The sequence below is a fragment of the Paenibacillus sp. TCA20 genome (assembly GCF_000732325.1).
GTDB lineage: Bacteria > Bacillota > Bacilli > Paenibacillales > Paenibacillaceae > Paenibacillus > Paenibacillus urinalis.
Genome location: NZ_BBIW01000004.1, coordinates 109,851 through 133,125, shown reverse-complemented (window position 1 = coordinate 133,125; position 23,275 = coordinate 109,851). Strand labels below are relative to the sequence as shown.

General features: G+C 48.0%; 20 protein-coding genes and 2 pseudogenes. 7 read left to right on the top strand and 15 right to left on the bottom strand.

Annotation, left to right across the window (positions count from 1 at the left end; translation table 11 throughout):
* Nucleotides 1-101 precede the first annotated feature (101 nt).
* The 3 genes from TCA2_RS09490 to TCA2_RS09480 all read right to left on the bottom strand — a co-directional run bounded on the left by TCA2_RS09490 (nt 102) and on the right by TCA2_RS09480 (nt 3,276).
* Nucleotides 102-2,531, bottom strand: coding sequence for a heavy metal translocating P-type ATPase (locus TCA2_RS09490; protein ID WP_047911632.1), 2,430 nt, complete (start codon nt 2,529-2,531; stop codon nt 102-104).
* A 112-nt stretch (nt 2,532-2,643) separates the two neighbouring features.
* The gene (locus tag TCA2_RS09485) at nt 2,644-2,844 is read right to left on the bottom strand and encodes a copper ion binding protein (protein WP_047911366.1); all 201 of its coding nucleotides are present in this window, start codon (nt 2,842-2,844) and stop codon (nt 2,644-2,646) included.
* Nucleotides 2,845-2,916: 72 nt separating this feature from the next.
* On the bottom strand, nt 2,917-3,276 hold the full coding sequence (locus TCA2_RS09480) for a metal-sensitive transcriptional regulator (RefSeq protein WP_047911365.1): 360 nt from the start codon (nt 3,274-3,276) through the stop codon (nt 2,917-2,919).
* Nucleotides 3,277-3,561: 285 nt separating this feature from the next.
* On the opposite strand from TCA2_RS09480, the gene TCA2_RS09475 reads away from it, so the two are divergent.
* Together TCA2_RS09475 and TCA2_RS09470 are read left to right on the top strand one after the other, a co-directional pair.
* Entirely contained in the window at nt 3,562-4,164 is a 603-nt protein-coding gene (locus tag TCA2_RS09475; RefSeq protein WP_047911364.1) for a DUF5317 domain-containing protein, read from the top strand.
* A 331-nt stretch (nt 4,165-4,495) separates the two neighbouring features.
* Nucleotides 4,496-6,358, top strand: a complete 1,863-nt coding sequence (locus tag TCA2_RS09470) for a diguanylate cyclase (protein WP_047911363.1) — start codon at nt 4,496-4,498, stop codon at nt 6,356-6,358.
* 131 nt (nt 6,359-6,489) lie between these two features.
* On the opposite strand, the gene TCA2_RS27160 is transcribed toward TCA2_RS09470, so the two are convergent.
* Nucleotides 6,490-6,660, bottom strand: coding sequence for a hypothetical protein (locus TCA2_RS27160; RefSeq protein WP_170862498.1), 171 nt, complete (start codon nt 6,658-6,660; stop codon nt 6,490-6,492).
* 249 nt (nt 6,661-6,909) lie between these two features.
* On the opposite strand from TCA2_RS27160, the gene TCA2_RS09465 reads away from it, so the two are divergent.
* Nucleotides 6,910-7,752: a sensor histidine kinase gene (locus TCA2_RS09465; protein WP_047911362.1), complete on the top strand. Its 843-nt coding sequence runs from the start codon at nt 6,910-6,912 to the stop codon at nt 7,750-7,752.
* Nucleotides 7,749-8,405: a response regulator transcription factor gene (locus tag TCA2_RS09460; protein WP_047911361.1), complete on the top strand. Its 657-nt coding sequence runs from the start codon at nt 7,749-7,751 to the stop codon at nt 8,403-8,405. The genes TCA2_RS09465 and TCA2_RS09460 overlap by 4 nt, the downstream gene beginning before the upstream one ends.
* Before the next feature lie 127 nt (nt 8,406-8,532).
* On the opposite strand, the gene TCA2_RS09455 is transcribed toward TCA2_RS09460, so the two are convergent.
* The 10 genes and pseudogenes from TCA2_RS09455 to TCA2_RS09410 form a co-directional block, all read right to left on the bottom strand.
* Nucleotides 8,533-9,783, bottom strand: coding sequence for a DUF445 domain-containing protein (locus tag TCA2_RS09455; protein ID WP_047911360.1), 1,251 nt, complete (start codon nt 9,781-9,783; stop codon nt 8,533-8,535).
* Between the two features lie 246 nt (nt 9,784-10,029).
* Nucleotides 10,030-10,494: a cupin domain-containing protein gene (locus tag TCA2_RS09450; protein ID WP_047911359.1), complete on the bottom strand. Its 465-nt coding sequence runs from the start codon at nt 10,492-10,494 to the stop codon at nt 10,030-10,032.
* A gap of 113 nt (nt 10,495-10,607) precedes the next feature.
* Entirely contained in the window at nt 10,608-11,210 is a 603-nt protein-coding gene (locus TCA2_RS09445; protein WP_047911358.1) for an ABC transporter ATP-binding protein, read from the bottom strand.
* Nucleotides 11,200-12,195 (bottom strand): ABC transporter ATP-binding protein, encoded by a 996-nt coding sequence (locus tag TCA2_RS09440; protein ID WP_047911357.1) that lies wholly within the window; start codon nt 12,193-12,195, stop codon nt 11,200-11,202. Before TCA2_RS09440 ends, TCA2_RS09445 begins: the two co-directional genes overlap by 11 nt.
* 21 nt (nt 12,196-12,216) lie before the next feature.
* Nucleotides 12,217-13,077 carry an ABC transporter permease gene (locus tag TCA2_RS09435; RefSeq protein WP_047911356.1) on the bottom strand — a complete coding sequence of 287 codons (861 nt, stop codon included), beginning with the start codon at nt 13,075-13,077 and terminating at the stop codon, nt 12,217-12,219.
* Nucleotides 13,078-14,051 (bottom strand): annotated as a pseudogene (locus TCA2_RS09430) (ABC transporter permease).
* A 38-nt stretch (nt 14,052-14,089) separates the two neighbouring features.
* Nucleotides 14,090-15,715, bottom strand: a complete 1,626-nt coding sequence (locus tag TCA2_RS09425; RefSeq protein ID WP_047911355.1) for an ABC transporter substrate-binding protein — start codon at nt 15,713-15,715, stop codon at nt 14,090-14,092.
* Nucleotides 15,716-15,986: 271 nt separating this feature from the next.
* Complete coding sequence (locus TCA2_RS09420; RefSeq protein ID WP_047911354.1) at nt 15,987-16,202, bottom strand: hypothetical protein; 216 nt, start codon at nt 16,200-16,202, stop codon at nt 15,987-15,989.
* Nucleotides 16,203-16,316: 114 nt separating this feature from the next.
* Nucleotides 16,317-16,763 (bottom strand): nickel-responsive transcriptional regulator NikR, encoded by a 447-nt coding sequence (gene nikR, locus TCA2_RS09415; RefSeq protein ID WP_047911353.1) that lies wholly within the window; start codon nt 16,761-16,763, stop codon nt 16,317-16,319.
* A gap of 102 nt (nt 16,764-16,865) precedes the next feature.
* A complete protein-coding gene (locus TCA2_RS09410; protein WP_238546332.1) occupies nt 16,866-18,467 on the bottom strand; it encodes a glycoside hydrolase family 28 protein in 1,602 nt (533 codons plus the stop codon).
* A 353-nt stretch (nt 18,468-18,820) separates the two neighbouring features.
* Between TCA2_RS09410 and TCA2_RS09405 the strand changes: the two genes are divergently transcribed.
* From TCA2_RS09405 to TCA2_RS09395, 3 genes and pseudogenes are all read left to right on the top strand, one after another.
* Nucleotides 18,821-19,549: an amino acid ABC transporter ATP-binding protein gene (locus TCA2_RS09405; protein ID WP_047911351.1), complete on the top strand. Its 729-nt coding sequence runs from the start codon at nt 18,821-18,823 to the stop codon at nt 19,547-19,549.
* 34 nt (nt 19,550-19,583) lie between these two features.
* Nucleotides 19,584-20,456, top strand: a complete 873-nt coding sequence (locus TCA2_RS09400; protein WP_047911350.1) for a glutamate ABC transporter substrate-binding protein — start codon at nt 19,584-19,586, stop codon at nt 20,454-20,456.
* A 73-nt stretch (nt 20,457-20,529) separates the two neighbouring features.
* A pseudogene (locus TCA2_RS09395) lies at nt 20,530-20,736 on the top strand (ABC transporter permease subunit); the annotation flags it as partial.
* Nucleotides 20,737-20,767: 31 nt separating this feature from the next.
* On the opposite strand, the gene TCA2_RS09390 reads toward TCA2_RS09395, so the two are convergent.
* Nucleotides 20,768-23,191: a bifunctional diguanylate cyclase/phosphodiesterase gene (locus TCA2_RS09390; RefSeq protein ID WP_047911348.1), complete on the bottom strand. Its 2,424-nt coding sequence runs from the start codon at nt 23,189-23,191 to the stop codon at nt 20,768-20,770.
* Nucleotides 23,192-23,275: the final 84 nt, after the last annotated feature.

The following is a 23,275-nucleotide window of genomic DNA, read 5'->3' as shown; positions in this document are numbered from 1 at the left end:
TTCATTTGTCCGTTAGCGACTATTGAACAAGCTAAAAATACCTGGTCATCTCCACAATGATGAGATGCCAGGTATTTTTCTTCTTTGCTTCCAGTTTGATTCTACAGCTTAATCCGCTGAAGTCTTAAGGCATTGAGCACAACAGAGATTGAGCTTAGCGCCATCGCCGCTCCTGCCAGCCACGGAGCCAGAAATCCGGCTGCAGCAATCGGAATGCCAATGACATTGTACCCCAGTGCCCAGAATAGATTCTGCTTAATGTTCCTCATCGTTCTGCGGCTCATTAGAATTGCATCGGGTATGCTGTTCAGGTCGCCGCGCATAAGCGTGACATCTGCTGCCTCCATGGCAACATCCGTACCCGTACCCATGGCCATACCGGTATCTGCTGTCGCCAAGGCCGGTGCATCGTTGATGCCATCACCTGCCATCGCTACTTTTTGGCCAGAGGCTTGAAGCTTCTTGACCTCCTCCGCCTTTCCTTCCGGCAGCACCTCGGCAAGTACATGGTCGATCCCTGCCTCAGCAGCAACCGCCTCAGCGGTACGCCGGTTATCCCCGGTCATCATGATAACCTGGATCCCCATTGCCTTCAGCCGCTCAACAGCAGCACGGGATGTGTTCTTGATCGTGTCCGCTACCGCAATGGTTCCGGCATAGACGCCATCTACGGCGATGAGCATAGCCGTCTTGCCAGTAGCTTCAAGCTCCTCCATCCCTTTCTCAGCAGCCGAGCTATCCACCTTGCGTGCAGCAAGCAATCTCCGTGTACCGATCAGCAGCTCATGTCCTTGTACCATAGCCTTGATCCCGTAGCCCGGCACATTCTCAAACTGTTCAGCCTCCGGAACAGCGATACCTCGCTCCCCGATCCCTGTAACGATTGCACCTGCCAAAGGGTGCTCCGATGCTGCTTCTGCTGCTCCAACAAGGGACAGCAGCTCCTCTTCAGAGCGGCCCTCTGCAATGATTACATCGGTCAGCTTCGGTTTTCCTTCTGTCACCGTCCCGGTCTTATCCAGTACAACTGTCGCGATCTCCTGAGCACGCTCCAGGTGCTCTCCGCCTTTAAACAGAATGCCATACTCGGCGGCCCGGCCCGAACCTGCCATAATAGAGGTCGGAGTCGCTAAGCCGAGAGCACAAGGGCAAGCAATAACGAGTACAGCGATTGCTTTTTCCAGAGCCGCTGCGAATTGGCCCTGCTCCACGAAGAAGAACCACACCACAAAGGTCACCATCGCAATCCCTACAACGATAGGAACAAAGATTCCAGAGATGACATCAGCGATTCGCTGAATCGGTGCCTTGGACCCCTGTGCTTCTTCAACCACCTTAATAATCTGGGCAAGTGCCGTATCCGAGCCAACTCGGGTTGCTCTAACTGTAAGCACGCCATTTTTATTAATCGTCGCACCCGTTACGTTGTCTCCCACTTGTTTATCTACAGGCAGACTCTCGCCGCTCAGCATGGATTCATCTACAGAGGAGCTCCCTCTCTCAACAATGCCATCTACAGGAAACTTCTCACCAGGCTTCACAATAAGCAGGTCGGATACAACAACATCTGCAGCCGGAATACTTATCTCCTGTCCGTCACGTATGACCATTGCTGACTGCGGTGCCAGCTCCATCAGACTGCGGATGGCCTGGGAAGAGCGGCCTTTCGCTACACTTTCGAACCATTTACCCACCAGCACCAGGGTAATCAGAATTGCACTGGTCTCGTAATACAGCTCGGCCCCGTGGTGCCCTCCTTCCATTGTCCAGCTGATCGTCAGATACAAGCTGTAGAAGTAGGCCGCCGAGGTACCGAGGGCAACGAGCACATCCATGTTCGCACTCTTGCTGCGAAGAGCAGCATAGGCACCTTTATAGAACTGAAAACCGATAATGAACTGAACCGGTGTTGCCAGTAGAAGCTGAAACCAAGGGTTCATGAACAGCTCAGGCACATAAATCCATGAAGTAAACGAGAAATGGCCTACCATAGCCCACAATAAGGGTATCGATAATATAGCAGATATGATCCATTTCCATTTCTTGCGTACCATTTCCTTCTGTCTGATTGCCGTGATGTCTTCCTTCGAATTCTGCAGCAGCGCGCCATAGCCAAGCTGTTCCACCTTACGGACCAAATCCTGGGGAGCAGCCTCACTCCCATCATATTCAACGTGGGCGGTTTCCAAAGCAAGATTAACACTCGCACTCGTCACGCCAGGTATTCGGCTAAGCCCTTTTTCAATCCGTGTCGCACATGCCGCGCAGGTCATCCCTGTAATGTCCAGATCTATCCGTTCCACTACCGTTCCATACCCGAGCGCTTCGACCTTGCTTCTAAGATCACTGACTTGAACGACGGCCGGATCATAACTCACCGTAGCTTGCTCTATAGCGAGATTCACATTCGCACTGTGTACACCCTCCATGCGCGATAGTCCTTTCTCAATGCGGGTAGAGCAGGCAGCACAGGTCATTCCTGTAATATTTAACTTTGTATGCTTCTCACTGCTTTCGGAAGGCGAATTCATATAAATCATCCCCTAATACCCCTTGGGGGTATATAATTGATCTGAAAAAAGCAGACCAGAACGGACTGCTCTTCGCTCATTGTTCACTTAATATAATCCATTCTCAAATACTTTAAACCACGTCATAGCCTTGATCTTCAATCGCATGCTTCACTTGATCTACTGTTACCTTTTGTTCATCATATTCTACCTTAACTGTACCGGAGGCCAAATCCACGGTACCCTTAGCTCCGACGCTTTCGAGTGCTCCTTCAACAGACTTCACACAATGGTTACAAGACATACCCTGTACATTCAACGTTACGTTACTCATATTAATTCCTCCCATTTAGTTGTGATTTATATATACATCCGGACTTTCATTACCATCGGAGTTGCAGCAATACTACTTCATAAGCTTCTTAACCGTCACCAGCAGCTCGTCAATCACTTCATGCTCACCCGCCTGGATTCGATCAATGACACAGCTCTTCATATGCCCCTCCAACAGAAGCTTGCCGACACCGTTAAGCGCAGATTGAACAGCAGCAATTTGCGTGAGCACATCATCACAATAGGTATCTCTCTCAATCATGCCCTTTATACCGCGAATTTGACCTTCAATCCGGTTAAGCCGGGTTGTCAGAATATTCTTCATTTCATCAGAGTGATGGCTGTGCCGTACTCCTTCCTCTTGATGGCCTGGATGGGAATCATGGCAATGCACTCTGTTCTCACCTTCAACAGCTATCTTCTTATCATCCATTCACATGACCTCCTTCCATTCCTACACTCAATATATTATACCCCCATAGGGTATGTCAATACACATTTCTTCAGAGAATTTCCTGAAAACTTTGTAGGTCTATGTACCTTTTTATAATTATTTGAAGCAAAAATACTATTAATTAGAAGGAATCAGACAAGAAAATGGGTATCAGACAAATTAATCAAAAAATATCAAAAATTTTTAAAATCCATGAAGGATTTACCATTTTGAAGTCGAATAATAATGCTACGATAAAAATTTCAAACAAACGGAGATTGATACATGGTCTATGACGGTATAATTCTAGGACTTATCGTAGGACTTTTCAGAGGCGGCTTTAAGCACGGTCTCATGCAGTTTGGACAGATCAAGCTACGAGGCGGATTAATTTTCCCGATATTGCTGCTTATTCAGTTTATCATTTTCCGTTTTCAAGGCAACGCAGATTGGCTTGCACCCGTTTCAGGTTATTTCTTTATGTTCCTCTATATTGTGGGGATGTTCTTCTTGTGGGTTAACCGTCAGAATAAGGGGTTTCTGATCATTCTGATCGGCGTATTCCTGAACTTTATCGTTATGGCTGTCAACGGCGGCCGTATGCCTGTCTCTTTAGAAGCAGCCCAAGTTCTCGGGCCTTACTATACAGAGCTTCTGACCAGCGGTGACGCTGTGTACAAGCATTACATGCTTGATGCCTCCACCCGCTTATCTTTTCTGGGAGATATTATCCCGCTCTCGAGTCCTTACCCTCGAACCCAAGTCATTAGTATCGGGGACGTGGTCATGAACCTGGGTATATTCCTGTACATCCAGAGTATTATGGTACCGCCGAAGAAGGATGCTGAAGATCAAGATCTCGCACCAAGTTTAAATACATCAAATTAAGACGAAGGAGGATACATACTATGAAAAAATCTAACATCGCCCGCATCATCATGAACGGGGTAATTGTTGCTTCTGTCGTTGTGGCATTGACTTCTGGATTTGCTTTCGGCTAGGACTTATCAGCTTTATTCTTTTTTTCAAAACAGGCCACATAGCCTGTTTTTTTCTTTATACACGAATCTATTTCATCATAAGCCCAAGCCGCTCTAGTCGAGAGTATATCATTTTAGATTCTTCGTTTAATAAGTTATGAAATTATTTCACACAGTCGTTTAATGTCATGATAAATTATATAAACATACGATGAATTTAATAGGAGAAATTAGATTTCATGACAACCTTTCTATCAAAAATAAAAAAAGTAGATATTAGTCAGTGGTATATCGCTGTTCTGTGCTTAGCAGGTATGATCACCTTCAGTCAATATAATGGCGGAGCCTTCTTCAGTTACTCACCGGAAGAATGGGTCACCTTATACATCATGCTGGGTGCCACACTGATACTCAATAGTCTTACCTTTCGCTTACCTCCTGAAGGAAATGTGATGTCATTTGACTCTTCCATATACCTTGCATGTATTTTCATATATGGGGGCGAAATGGCATTAAGCGTGTTGCTTTTTTCTTTTCTATGTTATCTGATCTACAAACGAAATGTCCCATGGTGGAAACAGCTAACGAATTTCACTCTGTATTCATTAATGATATCTTTATCGGATACGGTATACGAATCTCTGGGCGGAACACGCGGAAGTGTCGATGATCAGAATCTCCCCGTGTATATGATTTCGCTTGCGGTATATTTTTCAGTTAATACAATCGGAATGTTCATGTACTATTACCTTCTATACAGGAAGGATCTGTACAACACCCTCAAAGGCTTCGTCAAAGAGACCATGCTCGTGTATTTATGCATGCTTATTCTGTCTCTCGTCCTTACCGTGCTGATTGTGCATAATGGGGTATTAGGCCTCATCCTGTTTCTAGGCTTGGCTATATTGCTGTCTCACGCGTTTCGACAATTGTTTAATATGTATCATCAGATTCTGAATCGTTCGAATTTGGATCAACGAACCGGACTGTACAACCACAGTTATTTTGAGAGCTCACTGGAGACAAGCATCGACGAAGCACGCAAGAACGAGACGCCGCTCACTTTAGCGATGATTGATATCGATGATTTCAAGAAATACAATGACAGCTTCGGACACCTCAAGGGCGATACTCTTATCAGCTTTTTAGGCTCTCTGCTCAAGGAGGAAACCAAAGACACTCCGATCATAGCATCAAGATATGGAGGGGAAGAATTCACACTGCTGATGCCTGGATATGCCATAGAAGAAGCACGCTCATTCGTCGATCGAATTCGAAAAAAATTAAACGATACTCCTTTTGATGGTGTAGAAGTTTTTCCTCATAAATGCTTATCCTTCTCTGCCGGTATTGCCGAATACGAAATTGAACTGTATGACAAATCCCAGCTGGTCGATTATGCGGATAAAGCACTCTACTATGCGAAGAAACAAGGCAAGAACACCGTGCATACCTACGGATGTAATGTCGAGATGGAGGCGGACATTGATCTGGATCAGGAAATTCATTATATCGAGCAGCAGCTTAATCTGTTTATATACAAGGACATTGACACATTCAAGCATTCGAAGCGGGTATATAAATATGCACTTGATATGAGCAGCCAGCTTGGTCTGGAGAAGGATGAAAGACGTAATTTTATACTCGGAGCCTTAATTCATGACATCGGAAAGCTCGAAATCCCTTGGGGGGTGCTCAACAAGAAAGGCAAGCTGACCTCTGAAGAATGGGAAACTGTCAAACAGCATGTCACTTGGGGCAAAAAAATTGCCATGACGGATCATCGGTTCAAGGACCTGATTCCCTATATCGAGCTCCATCATGAGCGTTATGATGGCAAAGGTTATCCTCACGGACTGAAAGGCAAGGAGATTCCGAAGCTGTGCCGGATGCTGACCGTGATTGATTCCTTCGATGCTATGACTTCGGAAAGACCGTATCAGAAGACAAAAACGTTCGAGGAAGCCATTGTTGAGCTGCGTGACTGTTCAGGAACACAGTTTGATCCGAAGCTGGTGGAGCTGTTCATCTCTTACATTCGAACACAGATGCCAAGATCGGAGTACGTAGAAATGGGCAGTACGACTGTCTTATCCAATTGACAGCCAGCCCAGCTCTACTATATTAGGATTATCCATAAATTCTGACATCAAAAAACCTATGCGTTCCTACGAATAGCCGTAGTCATTGCATAGGTTTTTTACATGTTAGAACAACAAGTTCCTAAATTAAATTATGATTTCTTTACATCCAGTTCATGAGAGGTTTGATGAAGCTCTTTAATCATTTGCTGTAAAAACATACTTTGCTGTCTCGTAATGCCCCGTTGATTCTCTCTAATCAGCATCCGCTCGATATTCTTCTTCAGAATTTCACTTCGACGTTCCAATACGGCTTGACTCATGCTTTTACTACACTCTCCTTCAATCCATTTCTCTGTCTCTATACAAGTATATCGAATTGACCTCAGGTTAAGGAAGACGGATTCTCTGCGATAATATCAGCTCAGAAGTGCTTAGTCGGTATTTAACGTACACCTTCTTCTACAGCCATACAATTCCTCTTGAATGCTTGGGCATCTTAGGTGAAGAGTTTATAATAGAATAAATTACACATCTTCATAACTTGCCTAGAAGGAGACTGAAGTCTGGCGATGAGCTATAAACAAATGAAATGGATGATCTTGTTCATCCCTACCATCACCGTTGGTTTGTGGGAATATATTCGTCACCAGTTTCTTATGCCCTATCTCTCCATGGAGGCAGGGAACTGGCTGACACCGGTTATTATATATTTCATCAGCGTTACTTTATTGAATAAATTGTTTACGATTATGGAGAAATCACAGGCCGAGCTGGAACAAGAGAAGGCAGCAAAATCTGCGCTGGAAGCCAGGGAGCATCTGGCACGAGAATTGCATGATGGCATAGCCCAGTCTTTGTTCCTGCTGTCTGTTCAGCTTGATAAAGCCGAACGTAAACTGACAGGCACTCCTAACGAAGGCGAACTGCAGGATGTTAGAAAAACCGTACACGAAGTGCATCACTATGCCAGACAAGCGATTGCCCAGCTGAGAGTTCCTCACAGCGAAGAGAACCATGCCGATTCACCTCAGCAGCTGCTCAGACAGATCGAGGATATGGTTGCAGACGGCAGATATGTTTCCCGTATTCAATGGAAGCTCTCGGATGAAGCGCTCACGACCAAAGAACATGTCGAGCTCATTGCCTGTATTCGGGAAGCTATTCTAAACATTCGCAAGCATGCCAATGCCAGCACAATCTCGATAACAGGAACAGGAAATAAGGAGCATTGGAAGGTGTCCATTACAGATGACGGAATTGGCTATACTGGCGATCCGGAGCAGCGCAAGGGCCGATACGGGCTTCGAATAACGAGAGGTCGTGCGGAGGAAATGGGCTGGAGATTTCACTTCAGCAACATGGAGGGCCACGGAACCTGCATGCAGATTATCAAAGGAGAGGACGCTTCATGAACAAGACACGCGTACTTATTGTCGACGATTCAGCCCATGCCAGAGCTGCCATGGAGTCGATATTATCGGAGGAGCCGCTGTTTGATATTGTAGCTACCGCATCAAGCGGTGAAGAAGCACTGGTGTTGACCGAGGAATGGATGCCGGACCTCATCCTCATGGATATCCGCATGCCAGGAATGGACGGACTGGAGACAACACGGGCAATCAAGCAGCGCTACCCGTATGTGATCATCGTGATGGTAACGGTCTCCGATGATGTGACACATCTGTTCGAAGCACTCAAACAAGGAGCGCAAGGATACCTGTTCAAGAACTTGTCCTCCTCAACCTGGCTGGAATATCTAAAGGCTGTTGTCAGTGACGAAGCCCCGGTTAACCCGGAGCTGGCCTACCGCATATTGCAGGAGTTTCCGAAGACCAAGAAGAGAGACGATGGCAGCACACCGCTGACCACCCGAGAACGGGAAATTCTGAACTGGGTTGCCTCTGGCAGGACCAATCGGGAGATCGCCGACCGACTCGGGATTTCGGATCAGACGGTGAAGAATCATCTCAAAAATATTTTACAGAAGCTCCAGCTGGAGAATCGTGTCCAGCTCACGAGGTATGCCCTGGAGCAGGGCTGGATCGAGCGTGATTTTCAGAATTAAAATATACAAAGTTCATACAAGACCCATTCTTTAACTCGCGAATGTGTTGATCTTGTACACCCTATTAAAAACAGCTGTCTCCTGAATGCAGGAAACAGCTGTTTAACTTATATAGCGCCAAAATCGATTAGGCCAGTGCCAGCTGCAATGCAGTCAGAACAATCCCGATCATGAAACCGGTCACCGCACCGTTAATCCGAATCCACTGCAGATCCTCACCGAGCTTATCCTCCATCATGGCAATTAGGGTTTTGTTATCCATCTTATCGATATTCTCACGTACGAGCTGGCCGATCTTGGAATGATTACGCTCCAGCAAGGTCGTTACGCTGACTACAATCTTCTGGTTGATGCGTTCCAGAAGCTCAGCATCCTCTTTCACCTCAGCAACAAGGGATGAAATGACCGGAATAAGCTGCTTCTCTACGTAGCTTCCATCTTCCATATAACCCAGCATCTGTTCTCGGAATTCCACCAGCTTGCTCAACACAGCTGATTCTGCGTCCCAGTTCTGAAGCACGGAATTCTTCCACTCTTCAAGACCGCTTGCAACCTTCTTGCTGTGCGCTAAACGCTGGACCTGTACGCGAATAGCATTTAATGCACTGTGTCTGCGAGGGTGACCTTCATACTTCAAATCCTGTACCTGATCATACAGGAAGCGCTGAAGAATACCTCCCAGCCGTTCCTCATTCAAATATCCCATGAGTGCATTCAGAGCAAACTGCATCAGACCGTTAACCTGCAGGGAGTTCAGCGCCCTCATCCCTATTTCGCCGAGTGTATATTGGGTATCCGGTTTAACGAGCCACGCCTCTGCCTGATCAAGTCCGTAGTCCAGAGCCATACGGTCGTATCCCTTACTCGTAATATACTGCTCTGCCTTCGACAGCAGCGGCTCCATCTCTATACGTTCCACCTGACGCTTAAGCTCTTCGGCAACAAGTGGTGCGATCTTCTCCAGCGGTAATGATGAAACGATACGTTTGGCAAGCTTATCAATCGCCTCATGTGTTGTCGTCGTATGAAGCTCTTTCTCTGCCATCTCCAGGATCATTTGTGACACCGGCATTTCGGCAATCTTGGCAGCAATGCTGTCTTTGTTCAGCAGATTGTTCTCTACTGCAGATACGAGGGCCTCCGTAATTTTCTTACGGTTCTTCGGGAGCAGCGCCGTATGTGGTATTTTGAGTCCCAGTGGATGGCGAAAGAGGGCCGTGACTGCAAACCAGTCAGCAAGCCCGCCAACGAGTCCGGCTTCAAAGGAACCGACAAGCATCTTACCAACCGTACTATCTTGAAAGGGCAGCGATGCTGCGAACCCAGCACCCATAATAACAAGCGACCATGCTGCGGCTTTTTTCGTCTGTTTAACCATTTGGGTTGACTCCTTCAACTACTTAATCTATATAGAATACATGTGTAGATCATGCGTATGGATAAAGCTATGTATAATATTCATCTTATCACCACAATTGTATTATTCCAAACTCTGGATAAACAAAAAAACGGGCCGACCTATGGTCGCCCCGTATTTATGCTGAGCCTTAATATGAATCGATCTCGCCGCATGAAAGCTGTACGTCTCCATTCCGCTAAGGCCCAGCTTATTACTCTCATGTTACTACTCTCCACGCTGGATCAGCCGGAAATCATCATAGTGGAATCCTGGTGCAACTACACAGGACACTAGCACCGGCTCATCTCCGAGTGGCCGAGCCATCTGCCATTGTCCGCCTGGCGCCAGTGCCTGAGGATGCTGCCCTGCTACAACGTCTGGGCCCAGAATGAAGGATTCTGTCTGATTCGGATCCCCTTCACCGCTGCCGCCGATGATAAGCTCGAGTGGACTGCCAGAGTGCCACATCCACAGCTCATCGGAATGAACGACGTGCCAATCTGAGAATTCACCAGGGTGCAGCAAGAAATAAATCGAGGTAGCCGCTGGGCGCGCTCCGGAGTATACACCTGGCAGTACGGATTGAGGAATTTGGTATGCCGCCTTCCAGATCTCCTTGTACCAGCCACCTTCCGGATGCGGCTCCATGGAGAGCGCAGCAACCAATGGTGATAAATTACGTTCTGTCATATTCGTTAACCCTGCCTTTTATATAATAATTTCTAACAGCTTCCTTGATACTATAGAGTGTATCATACTAGAAAACCTGGATGCTCTCAAACGAATAGGATCACAAAATCACTTCATTTCCATTCAATAATCCGGCTGCACAGCTGAGACAACAGATTTCCCTCATGGCTAATGACCAGTATACCCAATTCGCGTTCTACAGCCATCTTCTTAACGACATTCCAGATCTGAGCCTGTGTTACAGCATCCAGCATGGTGGTCATTTCATCTGCAATGAGAAATTTCGTGCCGACTCCGAGTGCACGGGCTACGCAAAAACGCTGCAGCTCGCCGCCTGACAGCTCACCCGGTCTTCGTGCAAGCCAGTCCTCTTCAATTCCTAGCGAGTGCAGCAGCTCTCTATCATACACACCCGCTTCCTGCAGCACTTTATGCATGTGCCATCTTGGATTAACCGCGGATTCTGGATGCTGTAAGACCAGCTGAACCGGTGCATAACCTGTATATAAAGACAGCGGCGCGCCATCCAGAAGCACCTCACCCTCAAGCGGCTGTAAATAACCTGCCAGCAGCCTGGCCAGTGTTGATTTCCCAGCACCACTCGGTCCCCGAAGACCCACCATCTCGCCAGAGGAAATAGACAGATGGATATCCCTCATACACCAATCCTGACGACGACCGTACCGAAAACCAAGCTTCTTCGCCTCAAGTTGCATGAATGCATCTCACCTCTCCGCCCCGCAGCACCCGGAGGGGTGGCAGCTCTTCTGTACATTGCCAGGTTGCCATTGGACATCGGTTGGCATACTTACACCCGCTTGAATGAAGTCTTCTATCCAGTGTCAGTTGAGGTCTTGGAGGCATCTTAAAGCCATTATGCGGCAATGCGTTCCAGAGCGCCTTCGAATACGGATGCCTCAGCCGCTCTCCGTTGCCTGTGAAATCTTCCGGCCGTGCAGTCTCTACATTGGTTCCTGCGTAAAAAACAACGAGCTCGTCTGCAATTTGAAGTGCGGATTCAACATCGTGGGTTATCCATAGGATACCTGCCCCTTGGTCGGCAATGGAGCGAAAATGTCTCAGCGTCTCAGACAGTGCCTCCACATGAATACCAGGCGTCGGCTCATCTGCAACAATCAGCTCCGGTTCGCCTGCCGTTGCAATGGATAACAGCACTCGCCTCGCCATACCGCCGGACAGCTCAAATGGATACCGCTCTGTCACATCGGTGGCTAAGCCATATTTACTTAGAATCTCACTCAGTCTCTCATGCATAAGCCTCTTCTTTGTATGTCTTCGGGAGGTGGTAGTGCCTTTCATCTCGATCAGGTCATTACGTTCATTACTTCGTTCAAAGCTGTAGCTTATCTGGGGGCCTACCTTCATCAGAGGGTCGAGGTATTGTACAGACTGTGGTACCAGCGCAAGACGGCTGCCTCGAAGCGCTGTCTGAGCAGCGATATTCAATGGTTTACCGTTATAATAAAGCGTTCCGCGAGTAATCGCATTAGACGGAAGAATGCCCAGAATCGCATGGGCCAGCAGGCTTTTTCCCGATCCGCTCGCGCCGATCACTGCTGTAATTCGGCCTGCTTTGGCGGTCATACTCAGTCCATGGATGACCTCGGTCTCCTCTACCTGGAATAATCCCTTGCCGCGCGCAAATGCGACCGATAAGTTGTCTATTTTGAGCAAAGTCATATCAACTCTATACCCCTCTCTTTATCGCTCAAGCCTGATCGGTTCACTATAGCTTCTAATTCCGTGACCCAGAGTATCAAAAGCAAGCACCGTAAGCACGAGTGCCAGTCCGGGGAAGAAGGCCAGCCACCACATTCCTGCCGATAAATATCGCATTGATTCTGACAAGATAATGCCGATGGCAGGCTGCTGGGGTGATAAACCGAGACCTAGAAAGGTAATGGCCGCCTCATGCAATATCGCATGGGGAAACACGAGGAGCAGACCGACAAGCAGCTGCGGGATCAGATGCGGAAGCATATGATGCAGGGCAACATAGCCCTGTGACTTCCCCATTCTCCGAGATACCTGTATATAATCAGCCGACTTCAGCTGAAGCATGTCAGCACGGATCACTCGGGCTAGCTGCGGCCAGTGTGTGCATGCGATTGCGATAATGACTCCTTTGGCTCCGCCGCCAAAGACGAAGGCGATCAGAATGAGCGATACCAAATGCGGAACACTCATAAACAGATCAATAAACCAGGCTACAGCCTGATCCATTCTTCTGCCCACAGCTGCAAGCAGGCCGACCAGCAAGGCGATAAGACTGGAAGAGGCTGCTGCCATGAGCCCAACTTGTATACTGTAAGCTAGCCCTTTCAAGGTGCGGTTAAACATATCACGCCCAAGCCAATCCGTCCCGAACAAATGCCCGGCACCCGGTGCGAGGTTACGTTCCGTTAGCGACGTATAGGCTGCCTGCTCTGGCAGGAATGAGCCCAAGAGCAGGACCGCAGCCAAGAATCCGGCACTTGCTAGAATTCGAATTAGATTTTTGCCTCGGGTATTCCGTGTTCGTCTGACTCCGGCAGGGGCAGAGGATCGTTCCAGCTGCTGCATTTACACCGCCTCCTTTGTATCGAACCGTGGATCAATCCAGCGGTATAACAGGTCGGCAATGAAATTGCCGGTGAAGACGAACAGTGTGCTGCACAGAACCAGTCCCAGCAGGAGAGGCACGTCGCCGCGAAGCCCTGCTTCAACCGTGGCTTGTCCCAGTCCGGGGTAAGAGAATACCTGTTCCGCCAGTACGGCCCCGCCAAACAGTTCACTAAAGGACGCAAATTGAAGCGTTATTGCAGGCAGCAGGATATTGCGAAGTCCATGACGCCGGAACAGCGTGAAGCCTTGCTCCCCCCTGGCACGTGCATACAGCACGTAATCCGACTCCAGCACATCGATCAGCTTCTGACGGGTGTGAAGCGCAATATTTGCTACTCCCGTTACACTTAGTGTCAGTGCTGGGAGAATCATATGCCGCAGTCTTTCTATGATGGTCACCTCACTGCTGAGCACTCCTGCAGGCACACCGAGTCCGATGGGAAACCAGCCGAGCCAAACGCCAAATACCATCAGTGCCAGCAGGGCGAGCCAGAAGGCGGGTGTGGAAGCGAGCACATAGCAATACCCTTTGACCACATGATCCAGCCAGCTTCCCTTATTCATTGCGGCTAACGAGCCGAGGGCAAATCCGAGCACACCCGAGATCATCCAAGCCGTTCCCATCAGTGCGAGAGAAGCCATAAACAATCCTGAATCAAATCCAGAACCGGCTCCCGATAGATCATGGAAGTCCCAAAATCCCCTTGCAATAGGGATGACAACCACTTGCCGTACCTAACCAGCGGCTCCTCATCTAATCCCCAGCGCTCTCTGATCTGCTCCAGCTGCTCAGGACTTACCTTGATGGCATCTGCACCTACATACGCCATCACCGGATCCACTGGTGAATACTCCATCAGCATAAAGGCAATGAAGCTGACTGCGGCCAGCAGTGATGCAAGCCGGAGCACTTTTTTCAATAGATATAACATCCAGCTGCTAAATGGTACGCGCTGTCCACTGCCCTGCATTACTGCGACCCTTCCCAGGTCCACTCTTCAATATTAGAGGTAATCGGCCATCCATGACCGTGCGGATGGATCTGCTGCTCGCCGATATTCAGTCCTTCACGCACGAGATAGATATGATCGACATTAACGAGCCATGCCCATGGCGCATCCCCTTGGAAGCCAAAGCCAGTCGTTCCATCCCATAGTGCCTTCTGCCAATACTCCCATGCTTCCTCTTCGTCGGTTGCCTTCATCGCTTTATCCATCCACGCATCGACCGTAGGATTACTGTACTGTCCAGCGTTGTAATATCCCACTCCATTTTTGGTACTGGAGTATAGATTGTAGGTTTCAAGCGGATCATGGCTTCCCCACCCGAACAGCACCGGATTCGCATACATCAGCTTCTGTACTTCTTCCCGGCTCTTCCCTTCAACCTCAATCTGAATACCCGCTGACTTCACCATATCGGCTACAGTCAGGGCAATCGACTGTCTGGTCATATCTCCGGCAAAATAATACAGTTTAAAGCTCGCTTCAAGTGCGCCTTTCTCTACAATTCCATCATTATCTGTATCATGCCATCCTGCTGCTTCGAGAATCCGCTTTGCTTCTGCCGGATCCGCATCCTCAAACTGTGCTTCCTCACTGCCCCACGGCAGATCATCCGCTACAGAGTATGCTGGACGACCATACCCCTCAAGCACACCTTCTACCAGCGCCTCTCGGTCAATCGCCACATTCACAGCCTTTCGGATCGCTGCATCAGCGGTTACATCATTGCCGGTCATTATCCCTTCTGAGGTTGTCCCTCCTGCCGGATTGTACGGAAATACAATTCCGCGATTGTCTACGGTTTTCACGGCTTCAAGCTTCATGCCCGGAACCTCTTGTCTGGTAAAAGCGGCAGGAATCGCCGCTACATCCACCGTACCTGCCTGCGCCGCAGCATAGGCCGCGTCCTCTTCCAGGAACAAGAAGGTCAAGCGATTGAAATATGGCTGTTCCCCATAGTACTCCGGATTCCGCTCCACGATGACCTGCTGACCCTTGTCCCACTGCACCAGCTTATACGGGCCTGAGCCGATCGGCTGCTCTGCGTAGCTCTCATCATAAGCATGCTCCGGCACAATGCCGAGTGTAGTCAAAAGCGATATGAACGTTGACTGCGCTTCTACTAATGTGAACACTACCGTGGCAGCATCAGCCGCCTCTACTTTCTCCATGTTGGTTAGATCAATGATGGACGCGCTCTTCGCAGCAGTCTCGAAGGTAAAGACCACATCCTCCGCTGTCAGCGCCTCACCGTCCGAGAACTGGACGTCCTCCCTCAGCTTAACCGTCCAGGTCTTGCCATCCTCGCTTACTGTATAATCCGTTGCCAGATCATTCACCACATTGAGGTCCGCATCCCGTTTAAGTAATGTACTCTGAAACAGTGGAGAACCATATTGCCCCCAGCCTGTTGTCGGGTCATATCCTGCCTCCGTCTCTGTACCGATGGCCAGAATCAGCTCGTCCTTCACATCAAGTGCTGTCATCTGTCCTTGGGTTACTGCATTCTTATCCCCCTGGGTACAGCCTGCAAGAATGATTGAAAATGATGTTGACATAACTAACATGGATTTCAATAACCGAAGCTTCATTGGACCGTTCTCCCCCGTATTTTGTCTATATTCAGATATCGTGCTACAAATTTTACTAATTGTAGCACGATATTCGGAGAGCCATCAACCATATTTTGGATTAAAACCACTGGAGGCGTAATGAAAGTTGACATAAGTCAATCATGCCAGAAAAAAATCAACACGGAGAGAAATCATAAAGCGAATAAAAAAGAGCATAAAAAAGAGGACCCTCATTCACCATTAGGCAAATTTGAAGATCCTCTGCTGATATATAGACTGCAGCTATAACTTAAGAAGCACAGTTCTCACATTCAAAATAACGATTGGATGCGTCCATCGTTTTGAGTAGTTTACCCACGACGACATCCTCCAGGTCTGTAAATTCAAGATCAGCGATCCGCTCACGGACAGCTTCTTTTGCCTTCTCTTCAGACTCCTCTACCCAGCTGAATTCACCGCGGAAGCCAGTGGATTGTAGTTCATATTCGAATAGATAGCGGTTCATCTAATATTCCCTCCCATTTCTATATCGCAGCTTAAAAATACCAATATAATACAATAGATAGTGGTAACCTCTATTGTATACCCCTATATATAGTCTGTAAAGAGGGATAGCCACTTAAATATGTGAATGGGCTTTCTCTTTCTCATCATCATTAAACGTCACAGACAGCTCAGCATAGTGTACACCCTTCTGAACCTGGATCTGTTGATGCAATGAGCGAAGGCTGCTGACAGATCCGCGAACAGCAATGACTTCTAGACACTGATGATGATTGAGATGAACGTGCATATTTGAAATAATGTCTTGGTGATAATGATGCTGCAATTCCATAAGCTTACTCGGCAGCTCACTGGCATGATGGTCATAGACCATCACAATCACACCGGCCACCTGCTCGTCCGAATGCAGTCTTGAAGGCTCAAGCATCGTTCTTCTAGCCAGATCACGAATGGCTTCGGAACGATTCTTATAGCCCTGTTCCAGTATATATTTGTCAAACTGTTCGATCAGCGGCGTCGGGAATGCTACGCCAAATCGAGTCAGCTCATCCTTATCGTTCATGTTGAACCCTCCTGTCCTTCAATTAAACATCATATGAACAGAAGTTTAACATAGGAACGTGGTTTGAAATATAGAAATGAACCCTAATCGCTAACTGCCGCTTCATCTTCTCCGTATCAGCGAGCCGCTTCGCACACCCGGTCCTGCTAATATTTGGCACCCTTCCTGCTCGCTTGCGACCCCGTAGACAATACCAGTGCTATCCGATCCTGTTACCACGAGCAGCCGTCCGTCGGCTCCGAGTCCTTCGAGCTCGGACAGCTCTACACCACGGCATTGATGCAAGCTGACAAGAGAGCCTTGATCTACCTTTGCTGTAATATGTGTCAGCTTCAGATGCTTGGCCTGAGAACATACGAATCCATTTACTGCTTGTACGTGATAATTGTCCACACTTAGATCTTCCACAGGCATTTCAGGGAGACCATTCATGTACAGTGCAGTTTGGGCTCCACTGCATACCACCTCACGAATGGATATATTACGAAAAATCGGCGTCCCCTCGCCCACAGCATAGATCTTCTCATCTCCTCGGCCCGAGCCTTCCTTCCCCTCATAGAAGAGTGAGAAGGAAATGGCCTCCTTCGTTATATCCAGCATTCGGATCCGCTCAATGACAATATCCTCTACAATCCCGCCGCGGCCTCTCGCACTCTTAAAGCGCAGGCCAATATCGGTACCCATAAACATGCAATCGGAGACTCGGACATGCCGAACGCCGCCGGACATTTCACTGCCAATGACAAAGCCGCCGTGCCCATGATACACCGTAGAGTGGCGAATGGTTACATATTCAGTAGGGATGCCGAGCTCGCGTCCCTCTGCGTCTTTGCCTGATTTAAGACAGATGGCATCATCTCCGACATCGAAGGAGCAGTACTCAACGAGCGCATGCCGTACTGAATCGAGATCGAGCCCATCCCCGTTCTGTGCGTACCACGGATTCCTGACATTCACATGGCGAATCGTAACATGCTCACAGGCCCATGGATGCAAGTTCCACGCCGGGGAATTCTGAAAGGTGACTCCTTCCAAGAGCACTCGCTTACAGCGGCGCAGACTGAGTAGATTAGGACGAAGAAATTCATGAGCCGGCTCATAAGCTGCCTTATCCCGCACACCGGACGTATGCAGTGCTTCAGTGAAGGACGCCCCGTTCATCGCCCGTTCGGACGGCCACCAAATGGAGTTCCCTCCTTCACGCTCATTAACGACGCCGCCAGAGGCTACGAGTGCTTCCCAGGCTGAAGCGGTGAGCTTGTTCTGCTTCACAGGTCTCCATGCATCACCGCTGCCATCGAATATACCTTCCCCGGTTATAGCCACATCTGTGAGATTCTCACCGTCCAGCGGAGATCTTGAGCGGATCACCTCACGCCCTTCATAGCTTGATAGGATGAGTGGATAATCCGTATATTCTCTGCTAAACCGAACGAGGGCCCCCCGCTCTAAATGCAGCTCTGTTCGGCTCTGAAGCAGGATCGGTCCTGTCAGCCATATACCGGCAGGGATAATGACTCTGCCCCCGCCTGCTTGCGCACAGGCCGCCAGCGCTGAGTTAATATGATCTGTATTATCGTATAGCCCATTGCCAAGGGCACCAAAGTCCACAATTCGAAATTCACGCTGCGGGATATCCGGAAGTTTAACATGATACAGAGAAGTTTCCGTTCCATCGATCTCATGCACGTTCAGTTCCTTCACAGGCATCAAATCTCCTTTGTACTTATATAATGAAGTTCAAGATTCCATTGCTCTCCCGTGATATATTCGCAGCTTCTCTATCATATTCCTTGCAAAAAAGATCATATTTTTGAAAATATTGCTTATTTATGTTTTAAGACCCATTTTATAGACAATGTCAGCACCTCAATTTCATTATTCCTAACAAGCAACTCACATTCATACAACAAAAGTACTAGATCAATTGCTACTTATGTAATGTTTCATGACAAATAGATTGCTCTACTCTTTGGTCTTATTGTATCATTATATTCATATTTCCTTTATATTCCTTAGATGGATGAGTAGAAATAGAAAAGGGCGGTGATCTCCCATTGATTGAGTTTAAAAATGTTAACAAACATTACGGCAGCTTTCACGTACTCAAGAACATCGACCTCCAGATTAAGGAAGGCGAAGTCGTCGTGATCATCGGCCCTTCCGGTTCAGGCAAAAGCACCTTGCTGCGCTGCATCAATCGTCTGGAGACGATATCCGGCGGAGAGCTGCATGTCAGCGGCGTTCCTCTGCATCAGCGCAAGATCGACATTAACAAATTCCGCAAAGACATCAGCATGGTATTCCAGCATTTCAATCTATACCCCCACAAGAAGGTTATCGAGAATATTACACTGGCTCCCATCAAGGTGAAGAAGGAGTCCAAGGCCGCTGCAGCTGAGACCGCGATGAAATATTTATCCCGTGTCGGCATCGCAGAGAAGGCAAATAGTTATCCCAGCCAGCTCTCCGGCGGACAGCAGCAGCGTGTAGCCATCGCAAGAGGACTCGCCATGGATCCCAAAATCATGCTGTTTGACGAACCCACCTCGGCACTCGATCCCGAGATGATCGGCGAAGTTCTTGATGTCATGCGAACTTTGGCAAACTCGGGGATGACGATGGTGATCGTCACACATGAGATGGGCTTTGCCCGCGAAGTAGCCGACCGGGTTATTTTTATGGACGAGGGACAGATCGTGGAGGATGCTGCCGCAGAACAATTCTTCTCTAACCCTAGAGAAGAACGCGCACGCCAATTTCTCAGCCGTTTAATCCATCATTAATTCATAAATGATAAAAAAAGGGGTGTTTTTATTTATGAAAACGAAGAAAAGATTTAAAGGTTCCAAGCTCTCGCTCTTATTCATGCTTATGTTTGTTATTGTACTCGCCGGCTGCGGCAATGATGAAGCATCGCCAGCCACAGGCTCCTCAGGAACATCAGGCGGCCAGGAAGCATCAGAGAACATAGATACCATCGCAGCGATCAAGGAACGCGGCAAGGTCATTGCAGGTGTTAAATACGACACCCGGCTGTTTGGACTGAAGGATCCTATATCCGGTAATGTCGAAGGCTTCGATATCGATATGGCCAAGGCGCTCGCCAAGAAGATTCTCGGCGATGAGACCAAAGTAGAGCTGAAGGAGGTCACCTCCAAGACCCGGACACCGCTTCTTCAGAACGGCGAGATCGACATTATCATCGCGACGATGACTATTACTGAGGATCGTAAGAAGGAAGTCGACTTCAGCGATGTTTATTTTAATGCAGGTCAGTCTCTGCTTGTAGCCAAGGGCAGTCCGATCACAGGGATTGATAGCCTCAATGCAGATACGACAGTACTTGCCGTTAAAGGCTCAACCTCTGTTACGAACATTAAGGAAAAAGCACCGGATGCCAAAGTACTCGAATTCGAGAACTACCAAGAAGCCTTCACTGCGCTGAAAGCGAACAAAGGCGATGTGCTGACCACAGACAACTCCATTCTTCTGGGTATGATGCAGGACGATCCGAACTACGAAATGGTTGGAGACATCTTCACTGACGAGCCTTACGGCATGGCCATTCGCAAAGGCGATCAACAAATGGTCGATACCGTCAATGAAATGCTTCAAGAGATGAAAGACAGCGGAGAATATGATGAGCTCTATGAAAAATGGCTGGGAACAAGTCCGCCAAGCGCGGAGTAACCCGTATACTCATCCTTTCGTAAGGGCGGCTCGGCCGCCCTTCTTTATTTGCAACTAAGAAGGAGTGAATCCGATGCCAGAAATTGATATAAGTGTGCTATGGCGATACTGGGATGATTTCTCGGCAGGCTTTCTGAATACGCTGAAGATCAGTCTCATGGCGCTGATCGGCAGCTTTCTGATCGGTGCCGTTATCGCTGTATTTCGAATTGCACCCATCAAACCGCTTAACTGGTTTGGTGCGGCCTATGTTGAATTCATACGTAATATTCCACTGCTTACATTCGGAGTGAGGAATCCGAAGTAAATGATCACGGATGAAGATACACTCTTTCCAGCTCACTTGCAGGCAGAGGACGGCTGAAGTAATAGCCTTGAACCTCTCTGCAATTATGCTGGCTGAGAATCTCCAGCTGATCCTTCGTTTCAATCCCTTCGGCAATGACATTCAAATTCAAATGATGCGCCATATCAATGATGCTGGCAACAATCGCTTTATCATTATCATTGTGAGCGATATCCTGAATAAAGGTACGGTCGATCTTGAGCTTGTTAATGGGCAGTTTTTTTAAGTAGCTCAGCGAGCTGTAGCCGGTTCCAAAATCATCCAGACTTATTCTAATACCCAGATTGGCCAGCTCCTTGAGTACGCCGCTGGACACCTCCGGATTCATCATCAGACTTTCCGTAATTTCGAGCTCCAAGTACTTGGCCTCAAGCCCCGTCTGCTCAATAACATCCTTAATTTGCTGTGTCAGGCTCGAATGATAGAACTGATGTGATGACAGGTTGACGGCTACTGAGATCAGAGGCGCCCCTGATTCATGCCAAGACTGCATTTGGCGGCATGCTTCGTATAATACCCTCGACTCCAGCTCCATGATTAATCCGGTATCCTCTGCCACAGGGACGAACAGTCCAGGAGGCAATATCCCCTTCGTCGGATGATTCCACCTTACGAGGGCTTCGACCCCGATAATGGACTCATCATCTGCCCGGATCTGAGGCTGGTAGTGGAGTAAAAATTCACCCCGCTCCAACGCTCTACGCAGGTCGGCTTCCAGCTCTACCCGCTGTTCGACCTGGGCGTTCAGCTCGCAGGAGAAGAAGCGGTAGCCGTTCTTCCCGTTCTTCTTCACCTCGTACATCGCCGTATCGGCATTCTTCATCAGCTGGATTGCGTCCCTGCCATGGACTGAATATACTGCGATTCCAATGCTGGTCGAGACATAATAGTTGTTTCCCTTCATATCATAAGGCTCACTGATTACGGCCATTAAGCGTTCAGCCAGTTCAGCAGCATCTGACTCATGTGTATAATCAAGCAGCAATATGGAGAACTCGTCTCCCCCGATACGTCCTATCACCACATTTTTATCCGTGGTATGATGAACGATCCTCTTGCTTATCTCCTTCAAAAGAAGATCCCCATATAAATGACCCAGCGAATCATTGATAATCTTAAATCGATCCAGATCCATCACCATTAGCGCAAATGGCTGTGACTCACTATTTTCTCTGTCAATCAGATCTGCAAGCACGTTATTAATCAATCTTCGATTAGGCAAGCCGGTCAGATCATCGTGAAACGCTAGAAATTGATTCCTCTCCCTCACTTGCTTCTCATTGGTAACATCTCTAACGATAATGTAGTGTCCCGTTACCTTCCCCTCGATAATGACGGGTACATGCACCATGTTAAGATCAACACGGCTTCCCGACCGATTATAGATCACCGATTCGTAGCTGAGCTTCTCCCCTGCTACAGATTTCTTATACATTTCCCGGACTCTCTCCTGTTCACCCGGGTGAAATATCGGAAGAATCTCTTCAATATGCCGGTTCTTCAGTTCTTCTTCTGCTACCCCCGTGATTCGCTCGACAGCAGGATTAAATCCGATGATGTGATGATTCAAATTGACCGAGATTACCCCATCCTGATTGTTATCATAAAGGGACTTATACCATCGTTCCTGCTCTCGCCTCTCCATCTCCTGATGAGAGAACCTGCGTGACACATACAATCCAATCATAGAGAGACCTAGAGTAAGCATAGCTCCGCCGGCAATGAGATAACCAAGCCATATTTGATCGAGCTGAACCCCTGACTGGTCCATATGAATATGATTCATATCGTACTCAGTCCCCAGCATGCCGATATAGTGCATACCGGAAATTGCAGCACCCATGACGAGCGCACCGGCGAGCTTTTTATAATACCAGCTCTTCGTATACTTTGGATGTTTAACAAAATAAAAGGAGAGCCACAAAGCTGCAACAGACGCCAGAAAAGCAACGAGCACAGATAGGACCACATAAACCCAGTTGTAATAGATGTCAACATCCATAGCCTCCATCCCCATGTAGTGCATAGAGGCAATTCCTGCCGCAATGATGCTCGCCCCTAGATATAATCGCGTTCTGGTCAATGATTCATGTGCTACCAGATACAAGGTGACAAACGAAGCTCCAATCCCGACCACAACAGAAGCCAGAATCAGCGTCAGATCATAGGTAACGGTCAGGTGAGTAGAGCCGGCCATTGTGCCGACAAAATGCATGGACCATACCCCCAGCCCCAAAACAATGGCTCCGTACACAAGCCAGGCCCGATTTGCTCCCTTCGACCTGTTCAGAGTTCCCGCCAATGTCAATACGTTGTAGGATGAGACGACAGCGATCAGATACGAGAATAGTACCAACAATTGGTCAACAGAATGTTCATTGTGTTCCATGGAAGTCCCTCTTTCATTTGTCATACACACCAATGAATAATATATCGTCCAATAAAATGCAAAAAGTAACATCACGAGTCACCA

Bases quoted from the DNA above. Each gene is read 5' to 3' on its own strand.
- TCA2_RS09490 (WP_047911632.1), bottom strand. From the start codon at position 2,531: ATGAATTCGCCTTCCGAAAGCAGTGAGAAGCATACAAAGTTAAATATT.
- TCA2_RS09485 (WP_047911366.1), bottom strand. From the start codon at position 2,844: ATGAGTAACGTAACGTTGAATGTACAGGGTATGTCTTGTAACCATTGT.
- TCA2_RS09480 (WP_047911365.1), bottom strand. From the start codon at position 3,276: ATGGATGATAAGAAGATAGCTGTTGAAGGTGAGAACAGAGTGCATTGC.
- TCA2_RS09475 (WP_047911364.1), top strand. From the start codon at position 3,562: ATGGTCTATGACGGTATAATTCTAGGACTTATCGTAGGACTTTTCAGA.
- TCA2_RS09470 (WP_047911363.1), top strand. From the start codon at position 4,496: ATGACAACCTTTCTATCAAAAATAAAAAAAGTAGATATTAGTCAGTGG.
- TCA2_RS27160 (WP_170862498.1), bottom strand. From the start codon at position 6,660: ATGAGTCAAGCCGTATTGGAACGTCGAAGTGAAATTCTGAAGAAGAAT.
- TCA2_RS09465 (WP_047911362.1), top strand. From the start codon at position 6,910: ATGAGCTATAAACAAATGAAATGGATGATCTTGTTCATCCCTACCATC.
- TCA2_RS09460 (WP_047911361.1), top strand. From the start codon at position 7,749: ATGAACAAGACACGCGTACTTATTGTCGACGATTCAGCCCATGCCAGA.
- TCA2_RS09455 (WP_047911360.1), bottom strand. From the start codon at position 9,783: ATGGTTAAACAGACGAAAAAAGCCGCAGCATGGTCGCTTGTTATTATG.
- TCA2_RS09450 (WP_047911359.1), bottom strand. From the start codon at position 10,494: ATGACAGAACGTAATTTATCACCATTGGTTGCTGCGCTCTCCATGGAG.
- TCA2_RS09445 (WP_047911358.1), bottom strand. From the start codon at position 11,210: ATGCAACTTGAGGCGAAGAAGCTTGGTTTTCGGTACGGTCGTCGTCAG.
- TCA2_RS09440 (WP_047911357.1), bottom strand. From the start codon at position 12,195: ATGACTTTGCTCAAAATAGACAACTTATCGGTCGCATTTGCGCGCGGC.
- TCA2_RS09435 (WP_047911356.1), bottom strand. From the start codon at position 13,077: ATGCAGCAGCTGGAACGATCCTCTGCCCCTGCCGGAGTCAGACGAACA.
- TCA2_RS09425 (WP_047911355.1), bottom strand. From the start codon at position 15,715: ATGAAGCTTCGGTTATTGAAATCCATGTTAGTTATGTCAACATCATTT.
- TCA2_RS09420 (WP_047911354.1), bottom strand. From the start codon at position 16,202: ATGAACCGCTATCTATTCGAATATGAACTACAATCCACTGGCTTCCGC.
- nikR (WP_047911353.1), bottom strand. From the start codon at position 16,763: ATGAACGATAAGGATGAGCTGACTCGATTTGGCGTAGCATTCCCGACG.
- TCA2_RS09400 (WP_047911350.1), top strand. From the start codon at position 19,584: ATGAAAACGAAGAAAAGATTTAAAGGTTCCAAGCTCTCGCTCTTATTC.
- TCA2_RS09390 (WP_047911348.1), bottom strand. From the start codon at position 23,191: ATGGAACACAATGAACATTCTGTTGACCAATTGTTGGTACTATTCTCG.